Genomic DNA, 16,602 nt, shown 5'->3' with positions numbered 1-16,602 from the left:
TCCTGACACGCACCAGCAAGTCAAGGGCGCACCCAACCCCCAACGCTAACGACATGATGCAGTTCTTGCATTGGGGGAGAATCGGTAAACGTCCTCACAACCGTTTGGAGCAATCTTGAGCGCTGCCTAGCTAAATCAATTTCATTTACGAGAAGCCTCTTTAACTGGCCACGCTGACTTAATATCCCGCCTGTAGCTGGGACGATTTGGCTAAATCTGCCAGTTGCTTGATCAGCTAACTCAGAAAAGGCCTTTTGATACCGTTTTGGTAGCATGAGGTATAGAGGGCATCGTAGTTCATGGATTGGATATGGCGCTGGGCTTTGCTAACCAGAACTTTGTTAGCGCCTAACGTCGATACCCGTTCATCAGTCATTACCTGTTCGTAGGGCTCAATCAGCTCCGATGCGTGGATTAACCCATGCTTGGCGCTAAGGAAAAATAGGTTAAAAACCTGCGATAACTCTACTTGTGACCATTGCTTCACGATACTCAGATACCCCGTGCCTTGGTAAAAATCAAAGGCGAGGGCGTGGTGGGGCAGCTTCTTCTCACTACAGAGCAAAATTAGCGTCGGCTTCAACGAAACCAGCTCTTGCTGTAACGCATAGAATTGGCCTGCAACCGCTTGAGTAGTCCACAATAATTCTATTAAAAATCACTCCCCAAATGATTCATACCAAAGTCATGATCAAAGTCGTGACCGCTATCGATGCCTGAATGAGTCAAGTCAGCTCCTAAAGGATTACCTGCCACATCCAAAGCGCCGTTCAGCGTAAGCAACCCTGTAGCTGGATTGATAAGATAATCATGGTAAGCGCCCGTTCTACGATTAAAACCAGCCTAATCATCACATCCATATTGGTATTGATTAGCCACACATGGGATCGTACTTGGGATGATATTAAGCGGTGCTGCACGAGGAATTGCCGCAGGTAATGGGTTACCTTTGTTGAGCAAAACAATTAGGCCCGCGACGAACCCAAACACACCTATAACCAAATATGCAGCAAACATAGTCACCTCTAACAACTGAATTTCTTATCTGAGTAAAGGATCTCACAAATGCAAAACGGCGCAAAAATTGTACTTTGCGCCGTCTGAATAGGAGGGATTAAGCCGCCATCAAAAGGTTTTGATAGTTATGCGTTAACGATAACGAATGGCCAAACATTTCAGTAACTTCCACGACCTGAGATGCTGGAACCTCCATTTCATCCGCCGCTTCTTCTGCGCTACGAACCCAGCCAAACAACTTACCAGCCACTACATTTAACTTTAGCGCCAACTTAGGGTTCATCTTAATATGTAGGTTACCGTTAAGGTACGCACGAACTGAGAACAGTACCTCGCTAGAGCCGTTAGATTGTATGTATCTAAAATCGTGGGCTTTGTTGCTGGCCCATTTGAACTCATAAGCCTTTGGTGTGCCGCGTGTATCGAAACCAAGATTACCAGCGATGGTGACCAAATCAGTGATAAATTCGATTGCACGACAAGACAGACCGCATTGGTTGTAATAGCTGTTATAGTCGTAACCATTAACGATGCCGCCTACATTTTCCATTACACAGCGGTAGTCCAATTTGAAATGGGAGATGTGACCATTCTTGACCAGCTCACGATATCGCCAGCCGTCGTATTTGAAGGTGCGTTGGTTCGAAACATAATTCACCACGTTTGCCGCTTGGCACATAGATAGGTAGAAATCCTTGAACTGATCATCTTGAAGAGCATCAGCATGTTTTATTGCCCATTGAGCTATCGCATAGGCGTTTTCGGCAGTGAAATCGACGCTTACATGACGCTCCAATAGCTCTAGTAACGCTTTGCGATTAGATGATGTCAGGCGAGAAGTCAGCGCATCAAATTTAGAGAATAATTCCTTCCAAAACAGACTCTTGAGGCTCTTGATTTTGAGCTTGAGACTTTCCAGAACCGAAGATTTAGATACTTCCAGTTCTCTCAGTAAATCAGGGTCAATTTCAGCGAGTGCGGAATAAGTACCCATTAGCTTGGCCATCTGGTGATCGTAAAGCGATTGCATAGCCTTAACCATGTCACCACCTGGCACCAATTCATTGAGCTTTTGTTGAGTAGAATCGGATGGCCCTCTGAATTTTGCAGAATAATCACTTTCAGCCAAATCTAGGTCAAAGTTAGCGTCAAAGAACGCTTTGAAGGGGTCTACCTTGCATTGACGATGGTTTTTATACCCTAAATTCACCCGAATAATGTCAACCGGCACTGAATGACGGGTTTCGCGATCACAATCATTTTGGAAATCGAATGTGCCAATGACCTCAGCTTCGGCTTCACGTACTTTAATCGCGTTTTCAATATCTCGACTGCCAGACCAACGCTGTGGCAATACCAGATAGCACACCTCGGCATTAGCCTCAGTGATGACGCGGGTTGCCCATTGCTCAAAGGCAGAATAAGGAGGGTTACAGAAAATGACGCCAACTGGCTTATCAACAAGGGTTTGTTGATTAAAGTCAGTGCCAATAACCAGCACTTTTTTATCGAGCTGGCTGCAATGGACTAGGCTCTTTTCAATGGCGTACAGGTTGTAAAATGGTGGGCTCATTTCGCCGCGACGATCTTCAAGTGGCATGTTAAGGAGGTCCGGCCGGTAAAAGTGTTGGAATTAGCCACTTCGAGTATAACTAACTGAATAATAAAGATTTAATCAACCAGCAACTCAAATGACATTGGTTTAACCTGCTTGGTCAAATCCAGCTCAAAGCTTCCCAATCTGCCCAAGTGCTCGGTATGGTACGGCGAGAATGCGGCCATGAGGTCGCGGGTGATATTGTGGCCCTCCGACTTCAACTGGTTAAACACTTCCGTCATCGCGTTCACGTTGTATAGGATTGTGAAGTTCGCCAGCAAATGATTGTATTTCACGATTTTGCTTTGCTCATGCTTTAGGTTAGCGGGAATTTTTCCGGCATTCGCAAAAAACAACCAACGTGCAAACTCGTTGAACTCCTCACTCTTACAGGTCGCTGCCTGGATCGTTTTGCGTAGATCAACATCGGTGATGTATTCCAAAAGGAACATAGTTCTGACCACTCGCCCGAGTTCGCGGAACGCAAAATACAGCTTGTTTTTCCGGTTCTTGGTGCCGAACCGGCGCAGGATTGTCGAGGCGGTAATTTTTCCTGCTTTAACGGACATAGCTGTTCGCATCATATCCGCATAGTGCTTTTCAATAAGGTCCCACTTGATAGGCTCTTTGAACAAGGACTGAATATGCTTAAGCACCATAGCGCGGTCAGGCTTGTAGAAGCTGAGATCTTTGATATTTCGGATACGCGGCATGAGCTTGATGCCCAGTAGGTACGCCAGGCCAAATACCGGTGTTGATTGCGCCTGCGTATCCCCGTGAACGGTGTCTGGATTAAAATCTGATTCGTCGTTGAGCAGACCGTCCAGGATATAAATCGCCTCGTAGACACCACAGGGGATAAACCGGCTGAACAACGCAATGTAGGTATCTGAGACGTGGTAATAGGCAATGCCGCCATAGCTGCCGTAACGAATATGGTATTCCGATAGTAAATTATCTTCGTAGAGATCCCAGAGCTTGCCATCAGCGGACACACTGTTGCCCGAACCCCAACACTCAATGAGCCGGTATTTCTTGTACTCGCTGTTGATCTTAGCAATCGCTTTATCGAGACGGGCTTCCGTAGTGCGCTTTAAGTTAAGCCATGCAACTTGCTTGCGCGACACACCCTGCACGGATCGCACGGTTTCGGTAGGGCCAATATTGGTGCCGTAACAAAACACCGTCAGAACAAAACGTAACACCGGGTCGCTGATACGTGACTCGAAACCCGACAACGGGCCAAAATGTTTGTTCAAGTTCAACCATTTTTCGACATTAATGATTACATCGAGCAGGTTGATCTTGTCCAAGCGATCGCGCAAGAGCGCTCCAATTTCTTCGACCTCTGGCGAAGGTTGATCCGGTTTTGGTTTACCGATAATCAGGTTCCCGTTTTCTATACGGACCAGTTCATCCTCTGGAAATTGGCTATCAGCTTTCTGGCAGCTCGCCTCCATGGACTCCTTCAGTGTTCTTGCAAATTCAGTATCACCGGCGATAAGTCCTACCTCCTCGCAATAGGTAGGCAGCTGCGCCTCGTATTCTTCCCAGGTGATCATTTGCTCCCGGTAATCATCGAAGGTTTCACTGTAGGGAATGAACAAGTCACCGGTACTCAGTTCTTCGGCGATCCGTTCAAACACACACAGCTCAAAACAGGTTTTATTGACCTCGGTGACTTGCGCTGATTTAGTCGATTTTCCTGTGACCAGTTTCCACCAGCTTTCGCGAATCCAGCGAATGTTGATGACATTTTTGGAGGATGGATCGTTTGGATCACTTTGAATGGACAGGAACTCGGCGCGCCGTTGTTTGTATTTCAAAATAAATTGAAATGCATTCAGCAGATCCTTGTCTTCCGTGGACGAAGCCAGATTGAGTATTTCAATCGTGCGAAACAACGTTGATCGCTGCTTTTTGTAGAGTTGAACCATGAACGGCAAGTAGTTGTTACCCGCGAACGCCATGTAGTGTTCACACATTTGCAGCAACTGATCGCTGTTCTTTCCTAGGACAGGATCAAAAGCTGACACCGATTCGGGTTTATCCAAATAAACCTTGACCGTTCCAGTCAGCACAGAAATCAAATGATCAGTTTGCTTTTGATGGTCTGCAAGGTATTTCTCCAACAGTTTCTGCGCCGAGCGATCCATTTTTAACAGCAGTTTGATAAAAATATCGGCGGCATTATCCAGAGTTCGTGCGTATTGGTGTCGGATTAAAACGATGACCAGAGCGAGTCGCTTGTTCAGCTTTAGCTTCATCAATTCGGCGTAATCCAGGGCCTTGGCCTCGTCGATAAACTGCTGGTGTTTCACCGGTGGCAACCCCAAATCCGCAGGCAGTAGTGTTTGCAGGGAGGTCAGCCATTCCAGGTAGTGGATGTACGCATGGATATTGCGAGGAGTTGGGCGTTTCGGTTCATTTTTCAGCGTGCTCCAGCCAAAACCATTCGGCCCGGTGCTGGAACGGAGAATATCCGTGATGCACTGGCGACTTTCAGCCGTCAAAAATTCACACAGTTGACCGTAATACCGGGTGTTGACTTCCGCTCTGGCTGTTTGGCAGATTCGCTCAAGCACGCTGAACGCTGGCAACTCGTATCGCTCCTTGACCAAGTATTCCAACGTGACATTGATGATATCCGGCAGGGCTTCTTTAGTTGTTGCCGCCTCTTGCGCCCAACTCTTTGTTAATCCGGAGGTCTTGGCTGCATCGTAGGGTTTTATATCGAGATAACGTCGAATCAGTTTTACATGACGATCCTTTGCCCCTGACACGTAATAGGTTTGAAGATCCTTGAATGATGCTCTTGAACGACACTGGCTTTTGATGTGTGCGATGATGACGTTTGGAATTTCACCCAATGTGACAAATCTGCCTAATCGTTGGGTCGTCTTTAACTGGATTAGTAATCCCAGAAAGGAAGTGCTCGCCCGTTTGCAATGTTTCACAGCAAACTGCTGCTCTTCCGGTGTCGGTGTGTAGACATCCCCTAACTCGACATGCGTGATATCTGACTTGATCCGCGGATAGGCTGTCTGGTAAATGGCCGCCATCGATCCGCTACTTTGTTAATGGCAGTTTCAGTTGGGACAGTTTTCGCAGGTGGGCTAGTTGCAGGTTTCTGGTCGCCATTTGGTTTTCTCTTAATTTAGTCACACGTCACTCAGCGCCGGATCAATAACGTCCGTGTCCTTGATTGGTTGCGCCGAAGCGAATGGTATGCCCCCTAAGAGAAGGCATACCAATAGCGTTTTTAGGATGTTGTCTTCGTGTGAGTGGCTTGGAGCCGATGAGCAACCTCATCCCAATTAATATTATTGAAAAAAGCATCAATATATTTACCGGCAGCCGCGCCAAAGTCCATGTGATAAGAATGTTCATACATATCCATGACCAACAACGGAACTGTGCCTACCGGGAAATGTGCGTGATCACCCATCCAATAATTTTCCAGCTTATTGAAATGCGTGTTATACCCCAGAACAACCCACCCGGAACCACCGCCCAAGCCTTGAGCGATTTTGCGGAATTCGGTTTCCCAGCGATCAAAAGTACCAAATTGTTTGGCGAAAGCTGAGCGTAATTCACCATCGGCTTTGCCATTACCGCCCAGGTTATCAAAATATAATTCGTGCAAAATGACCGAGCCTGTGCGAATCAAATGCTCCCGCTTGAGATCATTGTAGAGAAACGCTGGCGTGTCGGGGTTTGCGAGTGCCTGACTCAACTGATCATTCACCGCATTCAATGTTTTTACCGAACCGCTGTAATTGTTAGTCCAATGCGACTCGATCAAATTGGCAGAAAGGCCTTTTAATTTTGCGGCATTGAAGGATAAAGGTTTTGGTTTTATTTCGGTGATCATCCAATTTGCTCCTTTAGGTGCTGCCTGAGACGACGATTCAGCTGTGCTAACATTTGATGCCGATGCAATAAGCAACCCTGCGGCAGCGGTCGCACTGGTAGCCAGGAAATCACGTTTGTTTTGGTTAAAATCATTCATTGGTTTTCCTCCGTTAAGTGTAAGCAATGAGTTCGAGCAGATCGAAAGATGACTTAATTAATCCCCATTAACGACACCGCAAGCCCAACAAGCGCCGACATGCCAATCACCTTCATCACATTCATTTTGTAACGAAATAATGCGATACCCGCTGCAACAGCAATTACCGCTGATATCCATTCAAACCGCCCATCAAAGCCTTCTGGCCACAAAATGTGGTAACAGAAAAACAGGGCGAGATTCAAGATCACACCTACCACCGCCGCCGTGATGGCCGTGAGTGGCGCAGTGAATTTCAAATCATTGTGCGTCGTTTCAATAAAGGGGGCACCCGCAAAAATAAAAATAAACGAGGGCAAGAAGGTAAACCAGGTGACAATGGTGGCGGCTACTGCGCCCGCGAGAAATACCATGTCGGTGCCAAATACGGCTTGTACATATCCCCCAATAAAACCGACAAAGGCCACCACCATAATCAGCGGCCCTGGTGTGGTTTCACCGAGCGCGAGGCCATCGATCATTTGCGTGGGCGTGAGCCAACCATAGTGGCCGACCGCACCCTGATAAACATAGGGCAATACCGCATAGGCACCACCGAAAGTGAGTAGTGCCGCTTTGGTAAAGAACCAGGCCATTTGTGTCAGTGTGTGATCCCAACCGAAATAACTCCAAAGTGCAAACAGCGGAACAGCCCAGAGTAATGCACCGGAGATCAAGATCATGCTGAAACGCGACCAGCGGAACATGGCGTGCGCGGGCGTGGGTGTGTGATCATCGAATAACGCGGTGCCGAAGGATTTATCAGCCTTGCCATGGCCACCGCCGCTGTTGAAGTAGTCAGGTAGAAACCGCCCACCCAAATAACCAATCAGTGCCGCTGCAATCACGATGTAAGGGAATGGGATATTGAGTGCAAAAATGGCCACAAACGCGGCGGCAGCAATCGCCCACATCACATTATTTTTCAACGCGCGTGAACCAATGCGATGGGCGGCATGCACGACGATGGCAGTCACCGCCGGTTTGATACCGTAGAACAAACCGGCTACCCAACTTACGTCGCCGTAAGCGATATATACCCACGAGAGTCCAATCAAAATGAAGAGTGATGGCAACAAAAACAGCACACCCGCCACTATACCGCCCCAGGTACGATGCATTAACCAGCCAATGTAAGTGGCAAGTTGTTGCGCCTCCGGACCAGGCAACACCATGCAGTAATTGAGCGCATGCAAAAACCGTTTTTCGCTGATCCAGCGCCGGCGCTCCACCAGCTCCTGGTGCATGATGGCTATTTGGCCTGCCGGGCCACCAAAGCTGACAAACCCGAGCTTTAACCAGAAACGGAAGGCTTCCCAAAAACTGACCGGCGCAGGCGCTTCAACCGGCTGGTGAGCTATTAATTCGGTGGTGTTACTCATGGTGTGTTTCCTTATTTGTAAAAGCAGCCAGTAAGGCATCGAAGACACCATTAGCCGTGGCGATGAGTTGATCGTCGTCATGAATACTGTTGCGCAATCCCCACAGGATTTGCTCCAGCCCACTGGCTTCACTGGGCTGGATACCCCCTACGTCCAGAAAATGCACCAAGGCCCCCAAGCGCGTTAAGCCGGGGTGATCGAGCCTAAAACTGTCAAGCAGAACCTCAAAAGTGACCTTGCCATTCAGGTGAGTGAAACTGGCTCCGTCAAAATCAAAGCCCAGCGCATCGGCGGGACAATCCTTCGGTGCTTGCAACCACACAAAGCGAGCCTCCGGATCGATAAAACGGCGGATTAGCCAGGCACAGGCAAGGCGATCCACCCAGGGACGTTGACGGGTTGCCCATAACCGCCCGCGATAGAGGCTGATATCCAACCGTGGGATTTCACCGGTGTGCTCATGGGGTTCGTTGGGCGATAACTGGCGATTGAGCTGAAGTTCAAGCTGTTGCAGCGCCTGCTGGGTTTGTGCCTGCGCTTCACCGGGGAAAAAATCCGTTGCGGCGATAGCGGTGAAGTTTTTGCGCAGTTTACGCAGCTGTCTGGTTGCTTCTTGCAGGGAACTACTGGCCAATTCTTTTATTGGGGGCAGCTCGTGTAAAAGATGGGCGTAATCATCCTGACGATCAAACAGGCCGCTGAATTGGCCAGCATCTTCGGTATCGACCAGGAGCACATAGGCTGAGCCTTCACTTGCCTCTACTTCTTGCAGCAAGCCATCGAACAATTGCTGATGTTCTGGTCGATGGGGAAGCAGATAAACGCCGTCACGCAATACTGCTGCACCGGAGGACTTGAGGGTTCGCCATACCCGCATACGCACTGTCGCGTTTTGGGTGGGCAGGGATAAGATCAGTAATACCCATTTCATATATTGTAGATTTAGTTACACAAAGGTAGGAAAGTCTACAATATTTTATCGATGGTGTACAGCGGCCAGAATGATCCATGATCGTGGCGGTAACATTACCAGCTTTGGTATTTGGGTTTGGCCCGATACATTGATTCTGCCCCGAATGTTGACCGAATCATTCAGCATCCATCAGGGTTGCCATCTTCTCCATTAAGATAATTGACGCATTATTGCTGAGCTGCTGGCCTTCCTCGATATACTCCCAGACGGTGGCATCGCTCTTCCAGCCGCCTTGTTTCTTGATCAACTCAAAATCCACTCGCTCACGCGCTGCCGATGTGGATAACCCTCTACGGAAACTGTGGCTACTGAGTTCAGGCACAAAATCAAACTCACAGGCTTGCCCCAGCGTTTTGAGCAAAGCATTGACCGCACCTGGAGCCAGCGCTTTTTCCTGAATGTGATCCCAGCGGTTGGTGGGACGAAACACCGGACCGCTGGTGATGCCCGCTGCATCTAACCAAGTTTTCACGGCGGTAGCCGGACAACAAGCGGCCTTTCCGTAAGGTAAAGCTCGCATTAAACCCATGCCTTGCTGGTCGGTCTTGGAGCGCGGCAACCGGATGAGCAGCCCCTCCGGCTCCCAAACCAGATCATTGACCTGAAGAGCAACCAGCTCACTGCGACGCAAGGCGCCGAAGAACCCGGTGAGTACCAAGGCAATATCCCGGTATTTCTTTTTGTTGTCCGGTAAGTGCCGCAAGTAATTTACTAGTTGGGCGATGTGCTCCAAGCGCAACGCCTTGGCCTTGCGCTTGGGCTGTCCATGGGTGCGGCGAATGCCCTCCATGGTTTTACATACCAGCGGATCACGAACCGGGTCAGTCAACCCTTGGTAGTGGTGCCATTGGCTAACGGCCGTGAGGTGAAGGGCGAGAGTCCGGCTATTCAGCACATCGGCCTTGGCCACCAGGTAACGCACCAGGGTATCCCGATCCGTGGGCAACCGCCCGCCCCATTTTTCGAACTGCCGAATCGCTGAACGGTAGGCTGTTCGCGTGTTATTGGAGGTCGCCGCTTGCAGATAGTGGCGCAGTGAGTCGGATTCTGCCAGCGACGGCAAAACTGATTGCTCACTACGTAATGGCGAATCCGATGTGAGTTTGGGTGTGTAGTTATCCATGGTTATCCCTTTTCTGTGGGTCGCTGGAAGGCACCAATGTACTGGTGTTACAAACATCAATTTTTCATTTCTCACTCATAACCCACGATAACATTCATTATCGAAGGTTACTATTTAATTTTTATTGGCTGCATAAAAGTCAATATATTATGTTATATTACGTGCTATGTAATACGTTACTAAATAATCACCGAGGGAAACTGTCATGGCTCGCGCCGGAATCACTTACTACGATGTCTCGAAAGCCGCAGAGGCTATCAAAATCCAGAACCAGGAGCCTACCGTAGATCGTGTCCGCGAGCATTTGGGAACCGGCAGCAAAAGCACCATTGCACCACTACTCAAGCGCTGGCGGTCAGATAATGGGGAGGTGGTCGATGTGAGCGGGTTGCCGAATGATCTCGTCGAGGTAGTAAAAGCCTTACATGAACGGGTTCAGCAGATGGCCGACCAGCGCATCGCGCAATCCCGCGACGAATTCAAGGCATCGAATGATCAACTCCGGAAAGAATTGACTGAGGCCCGTAACAGCATCGCGCAGCTTACCGACCGCCAACAGGATCTGAACGCCCAGCTATCGCAAATTACCGAAGCAAAAGCCCTGCAAAGCAAGTCCCTGGAAGATGTACGCATTAAGCTAGCAACGGCAGAGGCTCAACGCGACGAAGCCCTTTCACGAACTGCTGAATTAAAGGAAAGCGTTGCAGAACTCAAGCAGGAAAATAAGGATATTCGTGATCACTTTGAACACTACCAGCAACGCACCGCCGAAGATCGGCAGCAGGAACGCGAGCAATTCCACGTGGTTAACCAGGGCCTGAAAGACCAGATTCAAGACCTGCAACACCGGCTCATCCAAGCCGAGTCAAGCGCGTCCGAACTGATAGACACTAATGCGCACTTACAACGACAAACGCATGAGCTCGAACAGGCCAATGCGATGAACAAAAGCACCTTGGATAGACAAGTGGTCGATATCGAGAACTTGGAGCATCGACTTAACGACGCCTCGGCAAAAAGCCGGGAGCAGCAACATAAAAGTGAACAACTGGCGGATAATATTGCCGCACTTACCAGCCAGAAAGCAGATGCCGATAAGCAAGTGGCCGTACTATCCCAAGCATTGGAGGCCACTAAAACGGATCTGATAGTCTCTCAGAATAGAGTGGAAGCTCTGTCCGATGAGAACAGGTTGATTCTTCAGGAAAAAGCGGTGATTCAGGGACAGTTTAAGCAGCTTCAGGATTCGCTATCTCGGTAAGGATTTTATCCAGCCTTTGTCAGAAAAGCTAAATGAATCAATGTCTTATTTGCAAAGTGGCTAATTCCAACGCTTTTACCGGCCGGACCTCTTAAGGGCGCTTAAAACTCGGCCATCTCCGGCGCCAATATCAAGCAAGGATGACTCTCTGTTGTAAGACTCTAAGAACTTAGACTCAACCAAGTCGCGTCGAACTACATCAATGATATGCTCAGACGAAGGATACCACTCAAAATCCTGCTCTTCCGCCTTCAAGTGCCTTACACGTTGTGCGGTTGAAAAGTTTAACTCACCTTGTTCGGCTAACATGACGGAATGAGACATTTGGAACACCCTCTTAAGTTTCGATGTTCAAACTATCTCACGCTTTAAAAATCACGCAAATTTTGACATTAATATAGTGTCACCATACTAAATATTTATGGTTTAGTGTGTCCCACGCACTAATCAATCATGAAAAATCACGGTTAACGCCTGACAAACATACAAGGTCCGAGTCAAATGGGGTTATACTCGGCAAAGCGAGCGCAAAATCATCCATCCCACCCAGTTTAATATAGTGACACCACACTAATGCATCATGGCACCAACGCCACGCAAACCCTTCAGTATTGTTTAGTATAATGACATCACACTAATATGGTTTTCGGCTGGTGGGTACTCGTGTCCGATAACTGTAATTATCGGACGCGAGTAAAAACAGACGGGCAGGGGCAAGCATTGACTCCGCGGGTGTACTGGAATCGATTGCTGAGCTTCAGATCCCACATCATGAAACAGAGAGCGCTTATTGTCTTTTAGCTGTATTGAAAAGACGAATCTAATAAAAAAGTAATAAATCAGTGACGGAACAGAAAAATGCTTAATTATAAGGAACATCGTCAAGAACTATTGACCGTAACTATTTATTTTGGCATCTTAGCACTGGGATTCAGCAACCATTTCCATGCCACGCGGACAAAAGCTGTAGTGTTAAATAACGTCTAATCATGCATACATGCATTGACTGACGTGAGTGGCGCGTCAGTTAAATCCAATTATTATGGAGTATGTATTCATGCATCAAAATATATTAAAAGTACGCAGAAAATTTCTTTCTCAAGCAATTAATTATACTGTCGGAGAAAAAATTGTTAGCGGCAGAGTTGCTGCTGATATTTACGCACAAATTCTTGGGTTTGATAATAATAACACCCTAAATTATTTGCTTGGTCAGAACGATTTTAGAGCTAGAATGCTGGTTGAAAATGATTGGAATTATAACAATCAAAGAGCATTCAAAGTTATATCACAGCATATTCCAAATTTAACTTCTAGCATGTTATACGCCATAGAACAAATGTCGAAGCCTTGGTATACAAATGATTTAGAATGGCGCCCTACGCTTATTTCACTATTGAAAGGCGTAGAACATGTTGAGTATTTACGCTTTCGAAATAAATATGACTTATGTGACGGTTTATCATATCTTTTCATTTATCTAGCAAGCGACCAAGCCTATAATAACAAAGCAAAAAATAGAATTTACATGATTTGCTGCCTACTTAGTGATCTTATTGAGTCTGGGAGAATATCAGCGATAAGATGGTCTGATATTGCTGCTCTATATAATGAAGAACATTTCGATTTAATGGTTGAGTGGGTATTACACTCACGCGAAAAACGTATTCGAGATATAGAGTTGTTAGAGCGATTTGAAAATTATGCGTTCAAAGATTTTTCGAATTTCAGCACAAATAGTATCGGAGTAGAACCGTTCCAAAATCTTTTCCGTGAATTAGGTGTTGATATTGATAATTTATGCTTACCACATTATTTAGAGATAGATTGGGTTTGAGTCGAAATTCGTATCACCTTGGCAAAGTATGACAGCAATGTATATTAATGGAGATGGGGATGATTTTGATGACCGATTTAAATTTCTAGTCCCAAATAAGGAGGATCTTGACTTTTCTGGACAACATTCATAGAGAATTGTAAACGTTTAGGGTTTGCATTTGTTTGAAGCGTCAATAGTGCAATTTAACCAACTGCAAAATTGGTTGAAAATTATCATACGAAGCTGAGTACGAGAAAAATTATGAAAAAATTTATAGAAGATACACTTTTGATGTTGCTAGGTGCTCTTATCACGATGCTGATCATAGGGCTAGGTGAGCTACCTACATTAAGTTTTGAAACACTCATTCAGCTTTCGTTAGCAGTGGGTCTGGGATTCTTTATCCGCTTTGTGGTTAACAAAACACGTAAGCCAAAGCTTGTTCTGAATAAATTGGATAGTATTTCTGAGTGGGGGGAGTTGTCGAAATATGAGGATTACCAAAACCAGCATCCACCGTTTGATCTGAATAAATTGGATATTTATTTTGAGCCGAGTGAGATGGTGAAATATGCTGTTAAGTTTGAAGATACAACAATTAACCCCGATAGAGGCAATAATGGAAAAACCTCATTAGGGTTGCCGATTGAGTTACTACCGCCAGAATTGGAAATATATGAAAAGCAATTTTTCGATAAATCATGCAAACATCTATCGGGAGTTCTTGTTGATTTTAATACTGCCCTTAAGTTGCGTTACATTGCTGGAATGAATGGAACTAACGCAATGATCCGTGACTGCAAAGAAAGTTATTGGCAGGATAAGATAACGTTAAGCGGTACGCTAGCCTATACGCCTTCAAGTGATTGTTAGGGAAAAAATATGTATCAAAGTAAATTGGTTACTTGCGTCATTCGTTGTTCATAGATTGGTTTGCAACAAAGCAAATGGAAGCTAAGCAACGTGTATATGTCCCATACGAGACATTCATAATTTCGTTAGGCGCTTACAAACAAGTGCATATTAAACTGGATATTAGTACGAGTATCTGAATTGCAATTGACACACCGACAGAGGAATTGGCAGGTGATTTTGTTCACTATTTTAATGCCTGATATGAATAATTGACGTTAAGGGGCAAGCAGCCCCTTAAACAAAGAGTTTATCTAATATCCCTGTTATTGATTGCTGTATTTAAACGGTTAGTTGGTTAGCTTTAATCAGAAGTCTCAGTAATAGCCTTAATAATATTAATCGCCCCGACAATTATCATTATCATCGTTATTATGAGACCGAAAGGCGCCAATTCATGCGTTATCAAAAGGAAAGCTATCGGCAAAACCATCCCTAGCAGTATTAAGGCTAAACCGTTTTTAACCTTGGGGTGATTTTCTTTACCTTTAATGGAGTTTTTGAAAGTGTAAATCATACCCAATATCGCTAATGGGTACGCCATTGCCGACCAATTTAGATCCGCCATTGCATAAACTGCTAGAACAATCATCAAAATAGACAGAGTGCCTAACGTCTTTTCTACCATTTCACCCCCTAAGCTGTTGTTAATCCAGCATAGCAAGTCCCTGAATTAATTGAATAGGGCTTTGAGGATATTTTTAATTTTATCGGGTATTGGGCGACTGGTGCAGTCCAATAGCGCGTCTAAATCCAACGCCTGAGTAAAGCGTTTATTCGACCACGAATCGCCATACATTGATTCGGCCCAAGTGAGAGCCTGAGCCAGCGAGTGAAATTGGCGCCTTCCGGTGTAGCCTAAGCGGTGATCTACAGTCACGCCTACAAAGTGGATGCGGTAACTTGGAGGGATGCGGTTCGCTAGCCGGATAAAGGGCGTTTGCCATACTTGCGGCTTTTCCGCCAAACGTGGATTGAGAGGGTCTTTAAAATCGAATCTGGGCATGGCAAGGCTCCTGTTTAATTAAATACAGGATCTCACCAAGTCCAAATCACGCAAATTTTGCCTTACGCTGCCTTCTGCTTCAATGCCGCCAAGCGTGCCCCCAGAGTCATCTTGTTAGCTGCCTGCGGCATTGCTAGGCGCAGTACTCGTTGTAACGATTGGTTAAGTGACTCAATAAAGCTCAAGTTCTCTTCCATTGTTTCTAACGCTTTTCCCAGCAACAATTTGAAGTTGTCAGGGTTTGGCTTCCACCACTCCAAAATGGATTGGTCGTACACGTCGGCTGGCACCAGGGAGCCGACGGCGACCTTGTACTCTTCCCGCGTTAAGCCTTTACATAATTGCTGTTTGAGCGTTGATATAGCGTCGCTCCAATCATGGGTTGCTCGGTTAATTTCAGCGACAATCAAATTCAACGACTTGGCCATGAGTCTGCTGACATTGAGGTAGTCGCTCGGATGCTCTTTGAGTTGAACTAGCTGAGCAGGCGATAGCAGCTGTTTCAGTAAATCATCAATCTGGGTCACGCCGCCGAACATCAGTGCCAGCCACAATTTAGACACTCCAGCTTTCTGGGTTACCCCTACGTCTGAGGTATCAAATCTTATATGGAGTAAATGGCTATTAAGACCATCTATCATTTCCCTTACTGCCCAACCTGCTTCCTGAATAACGCGCTCGATATTAAGTCCTAGGCGCTCTACTGTGTCATCGTTGGTTAGGGCGGTTTTAACCCCGTGGCGCTGGGCATTTCGCTCCGCTCTAATGATATTAAGGATTTCTGTCTTATCCCTGCGATGCTGGGTCATATCGATGGCGCGGGGATGGTTCGCAACATCGATGTAAGGCATAGACTGAAAGCTGAACATTCCGAGCTGCTGAAATATCTGTGTGCGCTTTAAAATGGCTTGCAGCTGGCCCCAATAGCTCGTTTTAATGGTGATCACGCCTTCAGCTAACAAGGTTTCAGCCACATGGGTGCCACAGTAGCGCCGCACATCAATTGCTTTGTAGCCGTAGCTGTGGCGGTTCCGCCAAAAATAGGCCATAAAGTCCCTGTGAAGCTGCAAGGCGCGTCTTGGGCCATCAATGGCATACCATTTCTCAAGCGACAATTCGGATAGCTGAATGTTTTCTACCGTGGCAGCTGGGTCAAATGACAGGTCTTCGTGGGTCGCGATAGCCTGCTGAGTAAAGCCAGAGAAGTTAGGCACTAACAAAGAAGAAGTCTGTTGGTGTGCCTCATGTAATCTGCAGTCCAATTTTGGTTTGTAAAACACCATCCTAGAATTGCCCTTCTCAATACCCTGTTTGCTGATTTTAACGACACGGCGGGAGAACTGGTTTGCGCTTTCGGTCTTACGAGCTTCCGGCCTGTAGCCTGTCAGTAGACTAATGCTTTGCAGATACGGAATATTCAGCGATTGTCGTTGTTTTCCACCAAGCGCACTAGATAATGAG

General features: G+C 46.6%; 14 protein-coding genes. 3 read left to right on the top strand and 11 right to left on the bottom strand.

Annotation, left to right across the window (positions count from 1 at the left end; genetic code table 11):
• Positions 1 to 235: 235 nt before the first annotated feature.
• From L5M29_RS22050 to L5M29_RS22020, 7 genes are all read right to left on the bottom strand, one after another.
• Complete coding sequence (locus L5M29_RS22050; protein WP_259560945.1) at positions 236 to 643, bottom strand: DUF6884 domain-containing protein; 408 nt, start codon at positions 641 to 643, stop codon at positions 236 to 238.
• A 471-nt stretch (positions 644 to 1,114) separates the two neighbouring features.
• Positions 1,115 to 2,617, bottom strand: coding sequence for a DUF4942 domain-containing protein (locus L5M29_RS22045; RefSeq protein WP_263170074.1), 1,503 nt, complete (start codon positions 2,615 to 2,617; stop codon positions 1,115 to 1,117).
• A gap of 71 nt (positions 2,618 to 2,688) precedes the next feature.
• The gene (locus L5M29_RS22040; protein WP_011711676.1) at positions 2,689 to 5,676 is read right to left on the bottom strand and encodes a Tn3 family transposase; all 2,988 of its coding nucleotides are present in this window, start codon (positions 5,674 to 5,676) and stop codon (positions 2,689 to 2,691) included.
• A gap of 200 nt (positions 5,677 to 5,876) precedes the next feature.
• Positions 5,877 to 6,626: a superoxide dismutase gene (locus L5M29_RS22035; protein WP_263170072.1), complete on the bottom strand. Its 750-nt coding sequence runs from the start codon at positions 6,624 to 6,626 to the stop codon at positions 5,877 to 5,879.
• A gap of 53 nt (positions 6,627 to 6,679) precedes the next feature.
• The gene (chrA, locus tag L5M29_RS22030; protein ID WP_007645338.1) at positions 6,680 to 8,047 is read right to left on the bottom strand and encodes a chromate efflux transporter; all 1,368 of its coding nucleotides are present in this window, start codon (positions 8,045 to 8,047) and stop codon (positions 6,680 to 6,682) included.
• A complete protein-coding gene (locus tag L5M29_RS22025) occupies positions 8,040 to 8,978 on the bottom strand; it encodes a chromate resistance protein ChrB domain-containing protein (protein ID WP_011711678.1) in 939 nt (312 codons plus the stop codon). The genes chrA and L5M29_RS22025 overlap by 8 nt, the downstream gene beginning before the upstream one ends.
• A 157-nt stretch (positions 8,979 to 9,135) precedes the next feature.
• On the bottom strand, positions 9,136 to 10,143 hold the full coding sequence (locus L5M29_RS22020) for a site-specific integrase (RefSeq protein WP_011711679.1): 1,008 nt from the start codon (positions 10,141 to 10,143) through the stop codon (positions 9,136 to 9,138).
• A 205-nt stretch (positions 10,144 to 10,348) separates the two neighbouring features.
• Between L5M29_RS22020 and L5M29_RS22015 the strand changes: the two genes are divergently transcribed.
• Positions 10,349 to 11,404: a DNA-binding protein gene (locus L5M29_RS22015; RefSeq protein WP_007645345.1), complete on the top strand. Its 1,056-nt coding sequence runs from the start codon at positions 10,349 to 10,351 to the stop codon at positions 11,402 to 11,404.
• 75 nt (positions 11,405 to 11,479) lie between these two features.
• Here L5M29_RS22015 and L5M29_RS22010 read toward each other — a convergent pair whose 3' ends face one another.
• Positions 11,480 to 11,728 (bottom strand): hypothetical protein, encoded by a 249-nt coding sequence (locus L5M29_RS22010; RefSeq protein ID WP_263170070.1) that lies wholly within the window; start codon positions 11,726 to 11,728, stop codon positions 11,480 to 11,482.
• Between the two features lie 733 nt (positions 11,729 to 12,461).
• Here L5M29_RS22010 and L5M29_RS22005 point away from each other — a divergent pair.
• Both L5M29_RS22005 and L5M29_RS22000 read left to right on the top strand, forming a co-directional pair.
• Positions 12,462 to 13,241, top strand: a complete 780-nt coding sequence (locus L5M29_RS22005) for a hypothetical protein (protein WP_088213021.1) — start codon at positions 12,462 to 12,464, stop codon at positions 13,239 to 13,241.
• A 243-nt stretch (positions 13,242 to 13,484) separates the two neighbouring features.
• Complete coding sequence (locus L5M29_RS22000) at positions 13,485 to 14,096, top strand: hypothetical protein (protein ID WP_218737387.1); 612 nt, start codon at positions 13,485 to 13,487, stop codon at positions 14,094 to 14,096.
• Between the two features lie 343 nt (positions 14,097 to 14,439).
• Here the strand turns inward: L5M29_RS22000 and L5M29_RS21995 are convergent, their stop codons facing one another.
• The 3 genes from L5M29_RS21995 to L5M29_RS21985 all read right to left on the bottom strand — a co-directional run.
• Positions 14,440 to 14,763: a hypothetical protein gene (locus L5M29_RS21995; RefSeq protein ID WP_088213179.1), complete on the bottom strand. Its 324-nt coding sequence runs from the start codon at positions 14,761 to 14,763 to the stop codon at positions 14,440 to 14,442.
• A 45-nt stretch (positions 14,764 to 14,808) separates the two neighbouring features.
• A complete protein-coding gene (locus L5M29_RS21990) occupies positions 14,809 to 15,141 on the bottom strand; it encodes a hypothetical protein (protein ID WP_088213178.1) in 333 nt (110 codons plus the stop codon).
• Positions 15,142 to 15,203: 62 nt separating this feature from the next.
• A partial coding sequence (locus L5M29_RS21985) for a hypothetical protein (protein WP_263170068.1) occupies positions 15,204 to 16,602 on the bottom strand: 1,399 nt, incomplete at its 5' end.

This window comes from Shewanella sp. SM95 (assembly GCF_025653595.1).
Taxonomy (GTDB): Bacteria; Pseudomonadota; Gammaproteobacteria; order Enterobacterales; family Shewanellaceae; genus Shewanella; species Shewanella oncorhynchi.
Note: the sequence above shows the minus strand (reverse complement) of the source record. Positions and strands in the feature narration are given on the sequence as shown.